The sequence below is a fragment of the Alteromonas sp. ABH4_453 genome (genome assembly GCF_056160665.1).
Map to the genome: position 1 here is coordinate 172,099 of NZ_JBSWXP010000004.1, position 21,031 is coordinate 193,129.

At 44.3% G+C, this 21,031-nt stretch carries 15 protein-coding genes; 10 read left to right on the top strand and 5 right to left on the bottom strand.

The features are described from left to right. The first annotated feature begins 85 nt into the window (after positions 1-85). The 7 genes from ACXAGV_RS09500 to ACXAGV_RS09530 all read left to right on the top strand — a co-directional run bounded on the left by ACXAGV_RS09500 (position 86) and on the right by ACXAGV_RS09530 (position 7,952). Complete coding sequence (locus ACXAGV_RS09500; protein ID WP_474827788.1) at positions 86-2,734, top strand: TonB-dependent receptor domain-containing protein; 2,649 nt, start codon at positions 86-88, stop codon at positions 2,732-2,734. A 176-nt stretch (positions 2,735-2,910) separates the two neighbouring features. Further along, positions 2,911-3,669 (top strand): DUF3450 domain-containing protein, encoded by a 759-nt coding sequence (locus ACXAGV_RS09505; protein WP_474806290.1) that lies wholly within the window; start codon positions 2,911-2,913, stop codon positions 3,667-3,669. A gap of 13 nt (positions 3,670-3,682) precedes the next feature. Beyond that, complete coding sequence (locus tag ACXAGV_RS09510; protein WP_474808686.1) at positions 3,683-5,047, top strand: MotA/TolQ/ExbB proton channel family protein; 1,365 nt, start codon at positions 3,683-3,685, stop codon at positions 5,045-5,047. 2 nt (positions 5,048-5,049) lie between these two features. Beyond that, positions 5,050-5,568 carry a MotA/TolQ/ExbB proton channel family protein gene (locus tag ACXAGV_RS09515; RefSeq protein ID WP_014978335.1) on the top strand — a complete coding sequence of 173 codons (519 nt, stop codon included), beginning with the start codon at positions 5,050-5,052 and terminating at the stop codon, positions 5,566-5,568. A gap of 32 nt (positions 5,569-5,600) precedes the next feature. After that, positions 5,601-6,008, top strand: a complete 408-nt coding sequence (locus ACXAGV_RS09520; RefSeq protein ID WP_071817097.1) for an ExbD/TolR family protein — start codon at positions 5,601-5,603, stop codon at positions 6,006-6,008. Positions 6,009-6,011: 3 nt separating this feature from the next. Then, entirely contained in the window at positions 6,012-6,620 is a 609-nt protein-coding gene (locus ACXAGV_RS09525) for an energy transducer TonB (RefSeq protein WP_012517281.1), read from the top strand. A 6-nt stretch (positions 6,621-6,626) separates the two neighbouring features. Further along, positions 6,627-7,952 (top strand): tetratricopeptide repeat protein, encoded by a 1,326-nt coding sequence (locus ACXAGV_RS09530; RefSeq protein ID WP_474873045.1) that lies wholly within the window; start codon positions 6,627-6,629, stop codon positions 7,950-7,952. A 143-nt stretch (positions 7,953-8,095) separates the two neighbouring features. On the opposite strand, the gene ACXAGV_RS09535 is transcribed toward ACXAGV_RS09530, so the two are convergent. From ACXAGV_RS09535 to ACXAGV_RS09555, 5 genes are all read right to left on the bottom strand, one after another. After that, positions 8,096-9,175: an HD domain-containing phosphohydrolase gene (locus ACXAGV_RS09535; protein ID WP_474873046.1), complete on the bottom strand. Its 1,080-nt coding sequence runs from the start codon at positions 9,173-9,175 to the stop codon at positions 8,096-8,098. Then, positions 9,150-12,467, bottom strand: a complete 3,318-nt coding sequence (locus tag ACXAGV_RS09540; RefSeq protein WP_474873047.1) for an ATP-binding protein — start codon at positions 12,465-12,467, stop codon at positions 9,150-9,152. The genes ACXAGV_RS09535 and ACXAGV_RS09540 overlap by 26 nt, the downstream gene beginning before the upstream one ends. Then, positions 12,464-13,549 (bottom strand): FIST signal transduction protein, encoded by a 1,086-nt coding sequence (locus tag ACXAGV_RS09545; RefSeq protein ID WP_474873048.1) that lies wholly within the window; start codon positions 13,547-13,549, stop codon positions 12,464-12,466. The genes ACXAGV_RS09540 and ACXAGV_RS09545 overlap by 4 nt, the downstream gene beginning before the upstream one ends. Positions 13,550-13,755: 206 nt before the next feature. After that, a complete protein-coding gene (locus ACXAGV_RS09550) occupies positions 13,756-15,324 on the bottom strand; it encodes an AMP-binding protein (protein WP_474873049.1) in 1,569 nt (522 codons plus the stop codon). 109 nt (positions 15,325-15,433) lie between these two features. Beyond that, on the bottom strand, positions 15,434-15,910 hold the full coding sequence (locus ACXAGV_RS09555) for a hypothetical protein (protein ID WP_474873050.1): 477 nt from the start codon (positions 15,908-15,910) through the stop codon (positions 15,434-15,436). Positions 15,911-16,056: 146 nt separating this feature from the next. Here ACXAGV_RS09555 and ACXAGV_RS09560 point away from each other — a divergent pair, with 146 nt between their 5' ends. From ACXAGV_RS09560 to ACXAGV_RS09570, 3 genes are all read left to right on the top strand, one after another. Further along, positions 16,057-17,292, top strand: a complete 1,236-nt coding sequence (locus tag ACXAGV_RS09560) for a PQQ-dependent sugar dehydrogenase (RefSeq protein ID WP_474873051.1) — start codon at positions 16,057-16,059, stop codon at positions 17,290-17,292. A 392-nt stretch (positions 17,293-17,684) separates the two neighbouring features. Then, positions 17,685-20,495, top strand: coding sequence for a bifunctional aconitate hydratase 2/2-methylisocitrate dehydratase (locus ACXAGV_RS09565; RefSeq protein ID WP_474873052.1), 2,811 nt, complete (start codon positions 17,685-17,687; stop codon positions 20,493-20,495). A gap of 235 nt (positions 20,496-20,730) precedes the next feature. After that, the gene (locus ACXAGV_RS09570) at positions 20,731-20,997 is read left to right on the top strand and encodes a DNA ligase (RefSeq protein ID WP_474873053.1); all 267 of its coding nucleotides are present in this window, start codon (positions 20,731-20,733) and stop codon (positions 20,995-20,997) included. Positions 20,998-21,031: the final 34 nt, after the last annotated feature.

The following is a 21,031-nucleotide window of genomic DNA, read 5'->3' on the forward strand; positions in this document are numbered from 1 at the left end:
GCGTTGCAAAAGTGGCGCACTTGCTTTTAAGTTTGTAAGACACGAATTATTTTCGTGAATGTATTCCTTTCTAAAGAGGTTCATCATGAACAGACCTGCTAACAGGTTTCTTCTAAAGCCCATTAGCTTAGCCGTTGCAGCAAGTATTTTGCTTCCAGCGTCTATGGCTTTCGCTCAATCAAACGAAGACGAAGTGATTGAGGAAGTTGTCGCTACCGGTACACGCCTAAAGGGCACGGCGACGGCAGTAATGGAAGAACGTAAAAATCAAGCTTTCGTAGCTGACATCATGGGTGCTGAGCAGATAGCTCGTACTGGTGACAGTGATGCTGCGGGTGCACTTCGTCGTGTAACTGGTCTTACACTTGTAGATGGTCGTTTCATCTACGTTCGTGGTCTTGGTGAGCGTTACTCATCAACACAATTAAACGGCGCAATCGTGCCAAGCCCAGATCCAACGCGTAACGTAATACCTCTCGACTTGTTCCCGTCGAGCATTATAGAAAGCCTTGCGGTTCAAAAATCGTATTCGCCTTCCATGCCTGCGGCATTCGGTGGCGGTAACGTAAATATCCGATTGAAATCTATACCTACACAGCGTGTTTTCAACGTATCAGCTGCGGTTGGTATCGATACGGAAAACTCTGGCGATGTCCTGGATTATGCTGGTGGCGGTCGCGACTGGACAGGTGAAGACGACGGTACTCGTGCAGCCTCTGCTGCGATCCAAGAGCGTTGGGATTCAAAGAATTTCCTAGACGACCTAGAGCCCGAGGAAGCGCTAGAGTTGTTCAAGGGCGTTAACAGAGAATATGGGCTTGAGAGAGAATCAGCTGACCCTGATATGCGCGTTAACGTTACCTATGGTGACAGTTACGACTACGACGACGACTGGCGTTTTGGCTTTTTGGTAACTTCACGTTACTCAGCCCAAACTCGCTCTTCTGAAGAATACGAGCTACAAGACCCTGACTTAGTGGGCGATGACATTATCAATGTACGCTTCTTTGACGATATTCAAGGTACTGAGCAAACGGTGACTTGGTCTTCACTATTAACACTAGGTGTAGACTACAACCGTCAACATCGTATTGATTACAGCCTTATTGTACTAAACGACACGCGCGATGAAATTCGCGAAATGTTTGGTAACACGGAAAACTTGAACCAAGCAGAAGGTTTGCGTATTCGTGATATCGACGTTCAGTACGAAGAACGCTCGCTTTATACCAATCAGATTAAAGGTCAGCACACCATCCCAGAACTAAACTTCATGGGTATTGACTGGACTTACTCGTTGGGTCGCTCTGTACGTCATGCGCCGGGTAACTTCAATGCGCGTTTCGTAATGGAAGACGTGAACCAAGACGGCATCTTTGACGATGAAAACGAAATCTTCTTGTCAGATGCACAGACTGCGGCACGTTACACCTTCCAAGACCTTCACGATCGCTTGGAAAACTTTGGCTATAACGTGACTTACCCCATGACAATGGGTAAGTGGGAAACCGAGTACAAAGTGGGTGCAAGCTTTGTAACTAAAACACGTACTGCTGAAAACCGTCGTTTCGACATCAATACACTTGGTGTTGAAGACCGTTCAATTCTAGACGGTAACGACTTTAGCGAAATTTTCAGCGACAGTGTTTTAGACACCCTATCTTTGTCTAGCCGACCCATTATTCGTGATACGACTATTGCTGGTGATGACTATGTAGCGGGCCAGAAAATTGATGCTTACTATCTAGAAGCTGATTTCTTCTATGACAACAAGTGGCGTTTCACCGGTGGTGCTCGTTATGAAGATTTCCGTCAGGTAGTGGCGCCGCTAGACCCGCGCACAAACCAGTTTGACTTGAGTGACGAAGCAGATCGTTCACAGCTTGCGTTCCAAGAAGACGGTTTCTATCCAGCGCTTGCAGTGACTTACTTCTTAGAAGACGATATGCAGCTACGTGCCAGTATCGGTCAAACGGTTGTTCGTCCCGATCTTCGTGAGGTTTCTTCGGCGACTTACTTAGACCCGTTAACTAACTTCCCGATTGCTGGTACACCTGGTGTAAGCACAACAGATATCATTAACTATGATTTACGTTGGGAGTGGTATCGCGAAGCAGGTAACAACGTGTCAGTAGGCCTATTCTATAAAGACATGGAGGCGCCAATTGAATCGGTACAGTCTCCGGCTCAGGATGGTCCACCGCTAATTCGTATTGCTAACGCTGAATCTGGCGAGGTGTACGGGGTTGAAGTTGAATTCTTACAAGACTTAGCCTTCATTGGCGACGGTATTTGGGACAACTTGTTTACTACAGGTAACATCACTGTCAGTGATTCTGAAATCGTATTAGATCGTCAGAACATCGTTGAGCAAACTGGTGTTTCTGCGGCAATTACTAATGTTGAGCGCCGAATGACCGGCCACTCTCAGTATGTACTTAACATGCAGTTGGGTTATGACTCTGACAACGGTGAACACACTGCGTCGTTAGTATACAACGTATTCGGTGAGCGTATTCTAATTCCGGGTATTGATGGTTTCGACGATAACTTCGAACAACCATTTCATTCATTGGATATGGTATACAAGTACTACCCAGACTTTAATAGCACTGTCACATTACGTGTTCAGAATATTCTAGGCGAAGATCGTGAAATTGAATTTAACGATACCCTGCTTAGGTCTGAGACACGAGGTACAGGTATTAGATTGTCATTTAAATATGACTTCTAAAAACTGAACTTATCCTTAAGGCCGCTACATGCGGCCTTTTTTATGAGTTAAACATGACACTTTCGGTTCTAATATGACAGTTTCGTAATAAAACTGTCACAGAAAAACTCTATCCTACGCGCAGAAATTTATAGTCGGATACAACCGATTTCTTTTAACTTTAAAGGTTTGAATGTATGAAGCTTATCAATGCTTTGTTAGTTGCAGGTGCGCTTACAGCGACACCGGTACTGGCACAAGACGATGAAGTCTTAAAACCCGTTGTCGATGAGGCAGCGAAAATCAATGAGTCAGCGGCAAAATCGCAAGAAAAAATAAACGGTATTACCGATCAAATTGACAGCAAACTTCAACAGTTCAAAACATTGATGAAAGAAATCGAAGGCCTTGAGGTTTATAACACTCAGCTTCGTAAGCAAATCAATAACCAAGAACAAGAAATGGCAGACCTAAACTCAGCTATTGACGAAGTGTCTGTTGTTGAACGCCAAATCACGCCACTTATGATGCGTATGATTGACGGCCTAGAGCAGTTTGTTGCTTTAGACGTACCTTTCCTTCCAGAAGAGCGCGCTAACCGCGTCGCTGACCTTCGCGCCATGATGGACCGCGCCGATGTTGCTGCATCTGAAAAATTCCGCCGCGTTATGGAAGCGTATCAAGTAGAGATGGATTACGGCCGCACTATGGAAGCGTATAGCGGTATTCATTCAATTAACGGTCAAGAGCGTGATGTAGAATTCCTACGCCTTGGTCGCACAGCGCTAATTTATCAAACACGTGATGCTAGCATGCAGGGTGTTTGGAACAAGCAAACCCGTCAGTGGGAAGAGCTTGATAGCAGCTACCGTACACAAATTACAAAAGGTCTGCGCATGGCGAAGAAGCAACTTGCACCAGACTTGCTAATGCTGCCAGTGGCAATTACAGACTAAGAGGTTGATGAGAATGTTTAACACAGTAAAACGTATCGCTGTTGGTCTAGCAGCCCTTAGCATCAGCGTTGGTGCTTTCGCACAAAGCGACCGTGCGATGGACTTAGACGCACTTCTAAAGCAATTAGAAGAAGGTCAGTTCGCACAGTCTCAGCAAAACAAACAGCGCGAGCGTGATTTCCAATCACAACGTGCAGAGCAAGATCGCATTCTTCGCGAAACCCGTGAAAAGCGTGACCAAATGCTTGCACAATCTGAGCAGCTTGAAACTCAGTTTGAAGAAAACGAATTCAAACTGGCTGACTTAAACGGTGCACTAGACACGCGTCTTGGTTCACTAAAAGAGCTATTCGGTGTGCTGCAGCAAATCGCTGGCGACACCAAAAACAAATTCTATAACTCAGTAATATCTGCGCAAATTCAAGGCCGTTCAGAGTTCCTTGACCAAATGGCACAAGATATGGGTTCAAGCTCAAAACTTGCTTCAATTGAAGAGATTGAGCGCGTGTGGTTTGAAATGCAGCGTGAAATGACTGAATCAGGCAAGGTGACTACCTTTACCACTGACGTTGTTGAAGCTGGTGGCGAGAAAGTGAACAAATCTGTTGTGCGTGTAGGTCCGTTCGCGCTAGTTGCCGACGGTAAATACCTAGACTACAACGGTGTAACCGGCACAGTGTCTGAACTAGTACGTCAGCCTGCTGATCGTTACAACGACTCTGCGGCAGAGCTTCAAGCATCAAATGGCGAGTTAGTTCAATTTGGTATCGACCCAACAGGTGGTTCTATCCTAGGTCTTCTTGTTCAAGCGCCTAATCTTAAAGAGCGTGTAGAACAGGGCGGTGTTGTAGGTTATATCATTCTTATCGTTGGTGCTTTCGGATTACTACTTGCCCTAGAGCGTCTTGTAACGCTTACGCTAACGCGCATGAAAGTGAACAAGCAGCTTAAGAGCAAAGAAGTTAACACTAACAACCCGCTTGGCCGTGTACTTAAAGTCCGTGACGAGCACCCAGACGCTGACGTTGAAGCGCTTGAGCTTCACCTTACAGAAGCGATTTTGGGCGAAGTGCCTAAGCTAGGTCGTAACTTAACTATCATTAAGATTATCTCAGTAGTTGCGCCGCTTATGGGTCTACTAGGTACCGTAACCGGTATGATTAACACCTTTCAAGCAATTACCTTGTTTGGTACAGGTGACCCGAAACTGATGGCAGGTGGTATTTCAACAGCACTTGTAACAACAGTACTAGGTCTTGTTGTAGCGATTCCAATGACACTGCTTTATGCAATGCTTAACACACGTTCTAAGAACATTGTGTACATACTACAAGAACAGGCGTCTGGCGTAATTGCAGAGCGCGCTGAGCGAGGCTAATCATGATCGAGTTTCTAGAAGCAATTCGCGATTTCACAGAAACAGGTGGCCAGGTTCTCCTGGTCATCGGTCTGCTGATATTCGTTATGTGGCTTTTGATCCTCGAGCGTGCGATGTATCTGATGGTTTGGCACAAGCAAGCCAAGAAAGAAGCGGTAGCAATGTGGACAGCACGTACCGACCGCTCTTCTTGGTTCGCTGAGCAAGTTCGTCAGAAAACAATTTCACAGTTAACCATGCGCCTAAACGGCAGCATCCCAATTATTCAGTCTCTGGTAGCGCTTTGCCCGCTGCTAGGCTTGATGGGAACGGTTACCGGTATGATTGAAGTGTTCGATGTAATGGCGATTGCGGGTTCAGGTAATGCTCGTTCAATGGCATCAGGTGTATCGAAAGCCACTATCCCCACAATGGCGGGAATGGTTGGCGCACTTTCAGGCGTATTCGCCGCTACCTGGTTAACACGTATGGTGAAATCAGAACGCACGCATCTTGAGGATGCATTGATTATTCAACGTTAATGCTAGCTAAGCATTAAGGTAAGGTATTTATTATGAAGCAGCACTTTCAAAACTTAGTCGATGAAGAAGAAGCAGCCATCGACATGACGCCCATGCTGGACGTTGTATTTATCATGTTGATCTTCTTTATTGTGACTGCGTCATTTGTGAAAGAAGCCGGTATTGATGTTAACCGTCCTGAAGCAGCCACAGCTGTGAAAAAGGATCGCGCCAACATTCTTATCGCTATTTCAGATAAAGGCGAAATTTGGATAAACAAGCGTCGTATTGATGTTCGCGCAGTGCAGGCGAATATTGAGCGCCTACACGCTGAAAACCCACAGGGTACTGTTGTTATTCAGGCTGACAAAAAGGCCACAACAGAAACCTTGATTAAGGTTATGGACGCGTCACGAGCCGCTGGCGTTTACGATGTTTCGATTGCAGCCCAAGAGCAATAAATCATGCCACGATATTTAATCGCATTTGTTATCTCCCTTGCGATCACGTTAGGCCTGTTCTTCTTGATGCAATCGCTTATCAAGATGGGTGGCAGCGCACTAACTGAGCCGCCCAAGGGAAGCGTGCTTGACTTTGTAAGGGTCAAGCAGGACGAGCAGGTTGAGAAAAAAGATCGTAAGCCAAAGAAGCCACCTAAGCCAAAAGAGCCACCTCCGCCAATGGAGCAACCTCAAATGGACTCGCCTTCTCCTGATGCAGAAGGTACGTCGATGGATTTCGGGGCCGAAGTGGGAGACGACATCTCTTTAGATGGAGGCTTGGCTCTTGAGTCAGGTGACGGTGAATACCTCCCGATCGTTAAAGTTGCGCCGGTATATCCACGACGTGCACTTCAACGGGGCATTGAAGGCTTTGTTATTGTTGAATTTACGGTAACTAAGCAAGGTGCGGTGCGCGACCCAATTGTTGTAGAAGCAAACCCAGAAGGTATATTCGAACAAGCGGCTATCGATGCTGCCATGAAGTTCAAATATAAACCTCGTGTTGTTAACGGCGAAGCAACAGAAGTGTCTGGTGTGCAAAACCGTATTACGTTCCAAATTGACGGGTAACAGAACATGATGAGAAAACAGACGAATACATTGCTTAGTGCACTGGCGTTTGCATTTGCATCGGCCACGGTATCTGTACCTAGCATGTTGGTTGCCAACGACGCTATTGCACAAGAGCAAAAAGCCAGCGAGAAGAAAACTCGCCGCGTACCTACATTACGCGGCAAGGTTTACGAACAGCTAGCTCGCGCACAAACGGCGGCGGATGAAGCAGGTAATATTGAAGAAGCTATCGCTATACTGAAAGAAGTAGAAGATAAGTCTGACTCAATGAATGCCTACGAAAAAGCCATGATGTACAACTTTTTCGGCTTCATTTACTACAACAACGAAGACTATGCAAAAGCGTTGGAATCGTTTGCTAAAGTGGTAGAGCAGCAGCCTATTCCTGAAAAGTTCGAAATGACGACACTTTTCAGTTTGGCTCAGCTTAACCTTATGCAGGGTAATTACGACGACACCATCACTTATTTGGAACGTTGGGAAAGCCTAAATACAGGCCCTGTACCGGTTAAAAACAAAGTGATAAAGGCCCAGGCGTACTACCAAAATAAACAGTACGACGAAGCTGCAATGTGGATTTCTGAAGCGGTGGCTGACCACGAAGCTGAAGGCATGATCCCTGATGAAGGGTGGTTAATTCTTCAACGTGCAATTTTTTATGAACTCAAGAAGCCTCAAAAGGTTAAAGATGTTCTTATTAAAATGGTGAAGTTGTTTGATGAGCCTAAGTATTGGATCCAGCTAGCTGGTATGTACGGTGAGCTAGGTGAAGAGCGCAAGCAATTGGCCATCATGGAAACCGCCTACCAACGTGGGTTTGTCAATACGTCAGCTGACGTGTTTAACATGGCACAGCTTTATTACTACCATCGCGTACCTTACAAAGGTGCGAAACTGATGGAGCAGGCGATGAACGATGGTGTGCTAGAGAAAAACCTGCGCAACCTTAAGTTCTTAGGCCAAAGCTGGTCACTTGCTAAAGAGCAGGACAAAGCCATTCCCGTTATGATGCAAGCGGCTGAACTGTCTGAAGACGGTGAGTTGGATGCACAGTTAGCGCAAATTCTTCTTAATGAAGAGCGCTTTGACGATGCCATCGCTGCTGCCGACCGTGCGGTTGAAAAGGGTGACTTAAGAAACCCTGGTCTGGTTTACTTGATTAAAGGCATGGCGCTGTATAATAAAAAGCAATATGCCCTTGCGCTTAACCAATTAGCAGAGGCTGAAAAGCATCAGAAAAGCCGTGCTATGGCACAGCAGTGGAAGCAGTTTGTGCAGGGCGAAAAACGCCAAGCTGACGCTATCGCTGCCGAGCTTGGTGCCAGTTAAAGTCAGTGTTTAAAACACAAACTCATTGAAAAGGTCGATAAATTATCGACCTTTTTTTATGCCATTCATTTACTCATACCTTTGATATAGTCGCTCACCGTCTTTGTCATGGTAGATAAGGGGACGTCGCGCTTATTTAGAGTTTAGGGAAGTAAATTGCTTACTGATGCCATCTGTCCTTCGGCCTCTAACTGGTTCCAATACTTTTTCGTATCGATTATTTCCTGTTTGATAGAGAAAAAACACGCCACTAAATGAGGATCGAAATGTTTACCCGCGCCTTCCTGGAGATGTTCAAATGCTTCTTCATCAGACCATGCTTTTTTGTAGGGGCGTTTCATCGTAAGGGCGTCGAATACATCGGCAATGGCGACAATTCGCGCGCTCTGAGGGATGTCTTCACCAGCTAAGCCTTTGGGGTAGCCTGTGCCGTTCCATTTTTCGTGATGACATAGCGCAATTTCCGCCGCAAGGTTAAACAAAGGCGTATCGCACTGCGAAAGAATTTTATGACCAATTTGTGCATGAGTGCGCATCACCTCCATTTCGCTGTTTATAAGGCGACGAGGCGCTTTCAAAATTGCATCGGGAATACCGATTTTTCCCGTGTCATGCATGGGCGCAGCTTGCGCGAGTAAGCAAGCGTCGTCAAACGACCAACCACAGGCAATAGCTAAGCATTTGCTGTAAGCTGCCATACGCCATATATGATGTCCCGTATCGGTATCATTATAGTGACCAGCAGCAGCCAACATAGTAATGGCGCTTTGTTGGCTTTTACTAAGTTCTTCAGTGCGCTTGGCCACTAGGTTTTCTGTCATACGCATTTGATGGGCAAGGCTAATATGTGTTTTCACGCGCGCTAATGTAATGCTAGGCGATACAGGCTTGGTTATATAGTCGACACCACCCAGTTGAAAACCCTTTTCTTCGCTTTCACCTTGTGTCAGTGCTGTGACAAAAATGACCGGAATCTGGCTTAGCAATCTGTCAGTTTTTAATTGTTTGCATACTTCAAACCCATCCATATCCGGCATCATAATATCTAGCAGTATTAGGTCTGGCGTAAACTGCTGAACTATTTTGAGGGCAACCGCGCCGGATGGCGCGACCTTAACTTCGTAATAAGGGCTAAGTATGCCAAGCAATATGTCTATATTGGCTGGCTCGTCATCGACAACAAGTACGCTAAATCTATTACTTTTTGGTTTCGGGATATTCATTACTAATATTGTCTATCAACTGTTTAATTAGGACTAAAGCCGCTTCAAAATCATAAATAGAGGCGAGCTGCCTAAGCCGATTAATTTCAATTGCAAAGCGAGATTCTGAATGTTGTGCAGCAAAACTGGATATGTACTCAAGGGCTTTTGCATCGTAAGCTTCTAACGCATTCTGTATAGTGTCTAAGCTTGAAAGAATAGCCGCTTCATCCAGGGTTTCATTCAAGTGCATATCGGTTTTAAGCGTGCCCCTATTTATCGTATGTGCAATGAGGCGAAGTGTCGCATCTAGCTCAAAGGACAGAGTCGCAACATCTTTTGCAATGATAGCTTCAGGCCTTTTATCTGTTTCAATCAGTATTTGTAAACATTGTGCTAAGGTAGAGGCACCAATGCTCTGAGCATCATTGTACAATTCTTTTAATAGTAGATTATCGACAGAGGGCGAGTGGAAAATGTTGAGTAAATCTGACATTACACTCTGCTGACTGTATTTATTGTAGAAAGCTACCAATGAAGAAATGAAAGGGCTGGGATCATCCGGTATATTTACTTCAATGTAGCCTGCGTGAATATTCGTATCTATAGTGTGAATGATCTCATCTGCCTTAGCTGGTTTGACCAAATGAAAACACATGCCCGAAGCCAATGCTTTTTCTGAAGCTTCATGCGTTTCATCCGCACTAAGTGCAATGATGGGTACTGTCCAACCATGCTGTTGTGAAAGTATTTCGGCTATGTCATATCCGGAAATGTCAGGCAGGTGACAATCAAGCAAAAGTGCGTCAAATTTTGAAGTTTCACAAAGTGCTAAGGCTTGGTTTCCTGTCGTTGCTGTTAGTACTTTCATACCTAAATCGACAAGTATTTGCTGACTAACCTCTACACTTATCGGGTCGTCATCCACCACTAAAACCTGTTTTTCAGCCAACCGTACAGTACGCCACTTTTTGTTTTCTAAACCGTCCATCGATTGCTTCTTTTCAAAGGTTTGAAGCGGCGAAAGTGCAGAAATGAGGTCGCTATCAATGAACGGAAGCTCTACAATTTTAAGGTCGCCAGGCAATAAATGCCCCAACCTTTTCTGAACCTCTTGGCGGCTGAATAAACTTACCAAAGCACACAAGTTAATGTTGCTATATTTTCCAGTTTCCAAGTTATTAGACAGCCCCCTCCAACTTCCCTCGTCATTGGACAGAAACGCTATGCTAAGCTTAGCACTGTCTGGAAGCGTATTGTTGACGTCATCTACAACCTGACACTTAATACCGAGCCTCTCTAGTGTGTTGCGAATCACCTCACAGCCTTGTCTTACGCTTTCATGTGTTTGAATACATACAATGTTTTCAGGGAGAGAAGCGGGTAACGTAGGCTTGGCTTCACCCTTCTCGTTGTGGCACACCGGCAATGAAAATGAAAAGCAGCTTCCTTCATCCACTTTGCTTTCTAAGGTTAAGTTTCCACCCATTAAGTCGACTAGCCGTTTACATATGGCCAAGCCCAATCCCGTGCCACCGAACTTTCTTGATATAGAGGCGTCAGCCTGAACAAATGCATTAAATAACTTAGATTGTCCTTCAACGCTTATTCCAATCCCAGTATCGGATACGGAAAACATCAGCATAGAACCTTTCTGTTCGACGATAAGTGTTACGCTTCCTTTATCAGTGAACTTTATGGCATTACTTAAAAGGTTCAGAAGCACCTGATAAATTTTCTCGCTATCGCCGTGACAGGTAATACTCGTGCTACAGCGAATGTCGAAAAGAAGCTGAAGTTGCTTTTGTTGCGCTTTAACTTGAAATACTTGCGCCAGTTTTTCAATGGTCCTGGTTAAGGTGAAAGGTTCATCGATGATTTCGATTTTGTTTGCTTCTACTTTTGAGAAATCTAAGATGCTGTCGACGAGTTCAAGAAGCGCATTTGCACTGTTCTGAACTTTTTCCAAATACTGTTGCTGTTGGTCGCTATCCTGTGACTCTAATGCCAGATGAGTTAACCCAATAATGGCATTCATTGGTGTTCTAATTTCATGGCTCATTGTTGCGAGAAAATCGCTCTTTGCTTTGTTGGCGCTTTGAGCCTCGTCGTAGGCTTTCTGGAGCTTGTGCTCAATGGCTTTTTGGTTGCTAATATCGTTAAAAACACCAACATGCCCATCCGGCTTACCTTCTTTATCAAAAAGCGGAACGGCAACGATAGAAATAGGGAATAAGCGTCCTCGTTTATCAGTAAAAAAATCTTCATAAGAGGTGTACGATGCGCCACGTTTAATCGTTAAGTTCACTGGGCATTGTTCTCTGGGAAGCAAGGTACCATCACCGTTTTGGTAGTGAACCGTATCGTGAAAGCGTCTGTTTTGTAACTCTTCTAAGGTCCATCCAAGCAGACGAGAAGCAGTGGAGTTAAGGAATTGTGTTGTGCCTTCACCATTAACTGCATAAACGCCTTCACCTATGCTATTGGTAATGCTCTGATGGAAAGCTCTATCTTTTTTTAATTTTCTAGAAAGACGTTTTTGTTCCGACATATCAGTACAAATGACGACGAGACGGTTTATCCCTTGGTTGTACTCTACGATAGGTACGACGGTTGCAAACACAGTCCAAGGCTTGTTATCTTTAGTAAAGCTATTTAGTTCTCCCTGCCAAATTTCTCCTTTAATCAGACTTTCTAATATTTTGACTTGTTCAGTGGTCGAAATATTTCGAACGCGAAAAATAGCAATGCTTCGTCCTATTAATTCCTTGCGAGAATAGCCGGAAAGCTGACAGCATTTATCGTTCGCTGATAATAACGTACCTTTGAGATCGATAGTTGCGACTATGCCGTGTTTATCCATAGCTTTGCGCTGTAATAGCAGCTCATTATTTGCATTTTTCTGTTCACATATAAGCTCGTACATGAGTGAAGAAAGATCTGATAGGTTGGTGAATTTCTCATCTATCAGCGGCTTATTTCGCTCTTCTAAAAGTTGGTTTACTGCTAATCGTAAGGTTTCGATAACGGCCTTTTGTTCGTTAAACTCTTCACGAACCTTTCTATTTACAGCCATAAGTTCTTCAGAGCTGATATGTAAACTTCTATCTCTTAATCTGATGTCCCTTTCATTAAACGTGTAAGATTCGTCAATTCTTGGGATAAGAGCAGCAAGTCCTCGTTTTAGCGCCTGCAGACTCAGGTTTGTATGATCTTCACTATCATCATCAAGTCCCTTAAGCCACAGCGCGAGTGATTCTGTATCGTTAAGCTGAAACGCTCGGCGTAACTGACGTTCTAATAGGGAATTCAATGAGTTTCCCTCAACAGCATGAGGGTTAGCGTTTGGTTGTGCAGTTCACACGGACTATCATTGCATGAAGGGCTTATTTCTCCGTAAGAATAGAACCCAGCAATATTGGTATTACTACTTAGCTGGCGAGCTAACTCTTCAATCTCCTCCTCAACGCGACCACCCATAACTAGTTTTCTACCTACACAGCTTGTCACCAAAGCTAGACAGTGCAAATCTTCTTCTCTGTTTTTGCTGGCAATAGGGGCTATCGCTTCAAGTGCGCCGCTGATAAGGTTCTCCGTTGACGCATTCATAAGACGCAAGTACTGACTTTCGTTGACTTCACCCGCCAATACTAAGGCCTTAGTTTGCTCGTCAATGCCAAGAATAGTTCTAATAATTCCCGTTGGCTCGCCGTTTTCATTTAGCACTTCAAAAGGGAACAGAAGCCCGCTCGCTGGTAAGTCTTCCGCGTATTCACCCAAATACGCTTTGTAGATATCCAATGCCGGCTTATCGTCGAGTTCGAACAGCAGGTTTTCTTTTGCCGAAGCGACTCTTCGCGCTGGGCCAAATGACCGCCATCCGCCACGTGCGCTGTAGTCAAAACTAAGTGATTGACCGTAAAACGCAACGGCAACAACACTGCGGCTATTTATGCCATCAGGATGCAGTACGTAAGTTTGTTTGAATGCGCCATCATCGCCGGCAAGACCACCGCTTATTCCTATATTCTGCGATAGGTGAGTCGAAATGCCTTTTAGCAAGGCTGAGCCATTTATTTCGACACCAGGCGCCAATACGTAAACTCCTTTTAGGTCATTTTTTTCAATACGACTTGCAAGTGACTGACCGGTTTCAAAAGAAGACGGCATGTTGCTTAACGTTGTTTGGTGTATTTTCACGTATGACGAAGATTCGAAACGCAAAAGAACGACAGAGATACTATTAGTAGTTACTCGGTTCGCGGAAATTTCCCCTGCGGTACTGCATCCAACGCAGTTAGGGCAAATATCACTCACTATCGGATATAGGTCGGGAGAACTGAGAAATGGAGATGATGCGTATATAATTAACAGCGATGGAGCGAACGCTTTCAAAGCGTCACTTTCTTGTTTTAACTCATCTAAACTATGAAAAAATAACGTCTTTGAAAGCATTATCGGCAAAGATTAACGGTAGCGTTCCTTATTTATAGTAAGAGGCGCGTCAGTTTACAATATTAGGATGTTAGTCTTTGGTAGCAATAAACTGATTTATAAGTAAAAACGGCCTAACTTTATAAAGGTTGGCCGTTTCCGTGGTGTCACGCGCTACGTAGTTCTCTACGGAGAATTTTGCCCACTGTAGATTTAGGTAGCTCTTCAAGAACGGTAATCGATTTAGGGATTTTGTAGTTGGTAAGATGTTGCTTACAATACGCTGTCACCTTATCGATACTTATATCGTTTGCAACAGTGATAAAGGCGCAAACGCGCTCACCAGTTTTGTCGTCTGGTTGACCCACTACAGCCGCTTCCATTACGTCAGGATGAGACGTTAGTACTTCCTCAATCTCATTGGGATACACGTTAAACCCAGAGACAATAATCATGTCTTTTAAGCGGTCTACAATTTTAATTGCGCCAGATTCTGTACGAATACCAATATCCCCGGTTTTGAAGAAGCCGTCTTCGGTCATCACTTTTGCGGTTTCGTCATCGCGGTTCCAATAGCCCAGCATCACTTGTGGCCCACGCACTGCTATTTGTCCAGACTCTCCTTCAGCTACGGGTTTATCATAACTATCAAGAAGTGCCACCTCTGTGTCTTCTAGTTCATGGCCAACAGTACCTATTTCTTCTTTGCCTGGAATATTAAATGAAACAACGGGGGCTGTTTCTGATAACCCATAGCCTTCGGTAATAGTATTCCCTGTTACGTCTCGCCAAATTGATACTGCAGCTTGGGTGAGCGCAGTACCGCCAGACATAGTGAGGTGTAGTTGAGAAAAGTCGAGTTTTGCAAATTCTGGGTGCCGTCCAAGTCCGACAAATAGCGTATTTATACCCATAAAGGCCGATATTTTATGAGGCTTGAGGGTTTGAATGAAACCGTCTATATCTCTCGGATTAGGAATAAGAATAATGTGCGTGCCTTTTGCAAATAGCGCCATCATACCGACCGTAAACGCATAGATATGATAAAGCGGCAACGGGCACACAAGCACTTCTTCGCCGTCCTTGAAACCTTCACCAATGCGGTCAAGCATTTGTATGCAGTTAGCTAGAACATTCTTATTGCTAAGCGCAGCGCCCTTAGAGACACCTGTCGTGCCGCCGGTGTATTGCAGCATGGCAAGTTCGTCTAACGCGATTGATGGACGAGCAAATGAAGGCAGTGCACTTCCAACTTCAACCGCTTTGGTAAAAGATGTCGTTCCGTCGAGCGTTGGCGCTGTACTAGGGTCTAGCAGTTCTGTCGCCGAAGTGGTAATAACTGTTTCGATACCTGTGTCATCTTTTATGCTGGCAAACTTTGGAAGTAAGTCGCTTAAGATAACCAATGCTTTTGCACCGCTATCGGTAAACTGGTGCTTCATCTCACGCTCGGTATACAGAGGATTTGTGTTTACTACAACGAGTCCAGCGCGGAGAGCGGCGTAAACAACAATAGGATTTTGAATTAGGTTAGGAAGCTGGATTGCGACCTTGGTACCAGGAGAAAGTTTTGCCTCATGCACAAAATAGCGTGCTAGTGCTGATGACTTATTGTCAATTTCGGCAAACGTAAGAGTTTGCCCAAGTGCCGTATATGCAGGTTTGCTTGCGAACTTGTGCAAGACACTTTCAATATAGTCGGCGAGACACGTCACATTATCTGGATAAGTTATCATGTTGCTTTTTCCTAGTAAGGCAAGAATGTTGAGTCTATAACTTACATTAGCAAACTTAACTTTTTATTTACATCAACGTTGGCTTATTTAATAGTATAAGTCGTGGTTATCAATATTGGTTGGGACTATTACTTAATTTGCTGTAAATGGCACCTGCACACATGCCTGCAGTGCACTGTGCGAGTAGGCCAAGAGTCGAGCGAGCGCCCGCAATTAGGGTTACGTTTAGTATAGGTTGCATGGCTAATAACATTAAAAGAAAAGACAAGCCGCCGGCTAACACGAACAGAACAAGTCGTTTGCTATGCATACCGGTTTTTACGTTATTAAAGTTGAAGCGTTTTATAACAACGTGCGTAGTTAAAAAAGCAAGCAACAGAGTAATTGCAATAATGACGCCGTAACTTGGCAAAAGGCCGAACGCATCCTGCCATAGCATGGAGAGCCAATCATTGATGTTTAATTCAACGTTAATGCCCACAAGACCCATTAAAACAGCAGTTGAGTGGAACACACTTGCAAGTAGAAAACCCACAGCCCAAGATGGGACGAAATGAAAAATAGCGCGGCGAGTAAGATTTTTCATGTTTTAGATTCCAAATTTTGTCGGTCAATACCATGAATTAACCTTCATCAAAGCGCAACAAAAACAATAAATGTAGTTATATTGAGCTTTCAAAAGAAGTGTACCATTGTAGCTAGAGTCAGGTTTGATTAACGAGGACAATCACAATGAAGTCAGGGCGTATGATAAGAAGTTTATTGGCTTTCGCGTTTGTTGGCGGAGCATTTACGCAAGCTCTTGCTTCAAATCTTGTTTCTGACGACCCTGTTAAACCTACCTCTAAGATTGATAACCGTGCAGTGTTGAAGCTTGTGTCGCCAGCGATAGAAAGCTTTGCTAATAATGTAATAACAGAAGATTTAGTAACCTCGTTAGCGTTTCCAAAGGCATTAACAACCCTTGTAGACCAAGAGAAAGCAACTACTGATATATTGATAGTAACAAGAGACGGTGAACTCGTTATTCTTGATGACAGAGGAGACGTATCTAGATTTTCTTTAGCGCTGGATGACTTGTATACGAAAGGCCAGGGAGGCGTGCTAGACATTCTTATCCCTTCTGAATTCCCTGCTAATCCCGCTGTATTACTCAGTTATTCCAAGGGGAGTGATGATGCTAACCGTCTTGCTGTAGTAAAAGGTGAGCTTTCTCTCACGTCTGGCATTAGTAACATTGAACCCGTTATTGAAGTAGCGCAAACAAAAGATACGCCTGTGCACTACGGCGGAAAGCTTCTTCAACTGGAAAGTAGTGAAGCAAGCCAAGCACAGGGCTTTCTAGTCACTACCGGTGACGGGTTTGATTATCGCGAGCAAGCACAGGTTGTTAGTTCACAATTGGGAAAAGTACTGGGCTTCGACATAAACGGCAAGCCGCTAATAAATCCTACATATACTGATAGCCCCTACGTATATACGTTGGGGCATCGCAACCCGCAAGGTTTGGTTAAAGGGCCTCAAGGGCAAGCATTTCTGCATGAACACGGTCCAGACGGCGGCGATGAAGTAAACTTGCTTCGAAAGGGAGCGAACTATGGTTGGCCTGTAGTTACGCTAGGAAAAGACTATTCAGGTGCGAGAATATCACCTTTTTCAACCTACCCTGGCATGACAGACCCCATTGTGGATTGGACCCCATCCATCGCGCCATCATCAATGATTTACTACTCACATGATCAATATCCAATGTTGACCGATACCTTGCTTGTTACCAGTTTGAAAGCTAAAGCCTTATATGCGGTCAATAAAACTTCGAGTAAGTATGTTTCTACGAAGGTTTTTGACGAACTAGAAATGCGGTTGAGAGATATAGCGGTTGATCACCAAGGTAATCTACTTCTTCTGACGGACGGTGAGAATGGCAAGGTGGTAAAAGTTTCACCTAAGCAGAACAAAGCACAATAAAAAATCAATAAACTGAAATTTTGCTTCAAAGTTGATGGTAATTTGTACTGGTAGTACCATAAATAGAATGAATCTTTGTCATAAGTGCAACACTATTATTTATCTTTATTGGTCAAACCATTTTTATTGAAAATGCGTTTGTACCTCCGTCTATATTTCCATAAGTAGCTGAATTTGATAGTTAAAGCTTGTTTTTATTAAAGTGTCGTTTTTTTCGCCTATGCTCTATGTTGTTTGTTTAGCTTTGCTTTAAGCGGCTGTATAACCAACTGATCACTTTCAGTCATTACGTAACTGCTAAAAATCAGTTAAAATATCCCTCATTTTTATATGCGTATAGCTAAGACCGACTTAACACTACGCCCAAGTAAAACTAAGACCGAGAGAACTATATGAGTTTGTATTCAGAATATCTGGCAGAGATCGAAACCCGTAAAACGGAATTAGGTCTTAACCCTAAGCCAATTGACAGTGCAGAACTGCTGTCTGAAATTATTGCTCAAATTAAAGATACAACAAACGAGCACCGCGAAGACTCTCTAAAATTCTTTATCTATAACACCTTGCCAGGAACTACGCCTGCTGCTGGTGTTAAAGCACAATTTTTAAAAGAAATTGTACTTGGCGAAGAAAAAGTAGAAGAAATCACGCCAGAGTTTGCACTTGAGCTACTTTCACACATGAAAGGTGGTCCGTCTGTAGAAGCACTTCTAGATCTTGCTCTTTCTGATGATGAAGCAGTCGCCAAGCCTGCAGCTGAAGTTTTGAAGACTCAGGTTTATCTATACGAAGCCGACACTGAACGTCTTGAAACAGCATTTAAAGCGGGTAACGCGATTGCCAAAGACGTACTAGAAAGCTACTCAAAAGCCGAATTCTTTACAAAGCTTCCTGACGTTCCAGAGAAAATTGAAGTAGTGACTTATATCGCTGCTGAAGGTGATATCTCAACTGACCTTCTTTCGCCAGGCAACCAAGCGCACTCTCGTGCAGACCGTGAACTTCACGGCCAGTGCATGATTACTCCAGAAGCGCAGCAAGAAATTGTTGAATTAGGTAAAAAGCACCCCAACGCAAAAGTTATGCTTATTGCTGAAAAAGGCACGATGGGTGTAGGTTCTTCACGTATGTCTGGCGTGAACAACGTTGCGCTATGGGCAGGTGAGCCTACAAGCCCTTACATTCCTTTTGTAAATAAAGCGCCAATCGTTGCTGGTACTAACGGTATCGCACCTATCTTCCTTACTACGGTAGATGTAACAGGTGGTATTGGTCTTGACCTTAAAAACTGGGTTAAGAAAACAGATGAAAATGGCGAAGTGGTTCGCGATGCAAACGGCGACCCAGTGCTTGAAGAAGCATACTCGGTAGCAACGGGTACGGTACTGACTATTGATACCAAAGCGAAAAAGCTTTTCAACGGTTCAGAAGAACTGTCTGACGTATCTGCCTCTTTTACTCCTCAGAAAATGGAGTTCATGAAAGCGGGTGGTTCGTACGCCGTAGTATTCGGTAAGCAGCTACAATCTTTTGCTGCACGTACACTAGGTGTTGAAGCGCCAGCAGTTTACGCGCAATCGAAAGAAGTTTCGCACGAAGGCCAAGGCCTTACTGCTGTAGAAAAAATCTTTAACCGCAATGCAGTAGGCGTAAATTCAGATGCACCGCTTCACGCAGGTTCTGACGTTCGCGTTAAAGTAAACATTGTGGGTTCTCAGGACACCACTGGCCCAATGACCTGCCAAGAACTAGAGTCTATGGCGGCGTCAACTATTTCACCTACTGTTGACGGTGCATACCAGTCTGGTTGTCACACGGCGTCAGTATGGGATAAGAAAGCACAGGCTAATATTCCTAAGCTAATGTCATTCATGAACAACTTTGGCGTAATCACAGCACGTGACCCTAAAGGTGTTTATCACTCAATGACTGACGTTATTCACAAAGTGCTTAACGATATCACGGTAGACGACCGCGCCATCATCATTGGTGGTGACTCACATACGCGTATGTCAAAAGGTGTAGCATTCGGTGCCGACTCAGGTACGGTTGCATTAGCACTTGCAACGGGTGAAGCGGCAATGCCAATTCCAGAGTCTGTGAAAGTTACCTTTAAAGGTAGCATGAAAGAGCACATGGACTTCCGTGACGTGGTTCACGCTACTCAAGCTCAAATGCTTAAGCAATTCGCTGGCGAGAACGTGTTCCAAGGTCGTGTAATTGAAGTACAAATCGGTACTCTACTTGCTGACCAAGCGTTTACATTCACTGACTGGTCTGCAGAAATGAAAGCGAAAGCGTCAATCTGTATCTCTGACAATGAGACTATGGTTGCGTCACTTGAGCTTGCTAAGAGCCGTATCCAGATCATGATCGACAAGGGCATGGATAACGAAGCGAACATGCTTCAGGGCCTTATTGACCTTGCTGACAAGCGTATTGCTGAAATCAAGTCTGGCGAAGTACCAGCGCTTGCACCAGATGACAACGCTAAGTACTACGCAGAAGTGGTTATCGACCTAGATCAAATCGATGAGCCAATGATTGCTGACCCAGACGTAAACAACGAAGACGTATCTAAGCGCTATACCCACGATGTAATTCGTCCGGTTTCTTATTACGACGGTAAGCCAGTAGACCTAGGTTTCGTAGGTTCTTGTATGGTGCACAAAGGCGACATGCAAATTATCGCGCAAATGCTTCGTAACCTAGAGAAGCTTAACGGCTCTGTAGAGTTTAAAGCGCCACTTGTTGTTGCACCACCTACATACAACATTGTTGACGAGCTAAAAGCTGAGGGCGACTGGGAAGTACTTGCGAAATACGCAGGCTTCGAGTTCGACGATGCTAAGCCTAAAGAAGCAGCGCGTACTAAGTACGACAACATTCTTTACCTAGAGCGTCCTGGATGTAACCTATGTATGGGTAACCAAGAAAAAGCTGAGCCAGGCGATACTGTAATTGCAACGTCTACTCGTTTGTTCCAAGGCCGCGTTGTAGCTGACTCTGCTGAGAAGAAAGGTGAATCACTACTAGGCTCTACGCCGCTAGTAGTACTTTCAACCGTACTTGGCCGCTTCCCAACGACAGAAGAATACAAGCAAGCGGTTGCAGGCATTGACCTTACGAAGTTTGCTCCACCTTCAGAAGATTTGGCAGTAGCACCAAAGTTTGAAGCGGACGTAGCAGTTAAGCGCGTATAAGCACTTAACGCTAAACAAAACATTAAAAAGCCCCAACCTTGGTTGGGGCTTTTTTATACCTGAAATTATGGGGTCAGAGTACTTTAACGGTGCAGCAGCTCAAAGAATTGGGGTCAGAGTACATTTTTCTAAAAAGTACTCTGACCCCAATCCTTTATTGAATAATACGTAACCAAACACTACACTCATTCAATACGGCGAGATGTGTTCATTGTGTACTAAGGAAAGGTAAGCTATGAAAAATGTTAAGATATTAATTGTCCTGCTCACGACATGCTTTGCTTTCGTGGGCTGCAGTACGACAAGCATGGTACACACTGACAAATGCATTGAACAGATTGATGAGGTCGATACAAATAGTGCAGAAGTGGCTAATGCACGTTTACAGCATTGTCTCGATGAATCCTATCAAGCAAGGCGAGCAGAACGTTCAGCGCCTAGTGCATTGTTTGGCGACCTAATGGTAGCAATATTGCAGCGAGCGTTCTCCAACAGAAACTGAATTTTTAAATAATGGGGTCAGAGTACATTAGTTA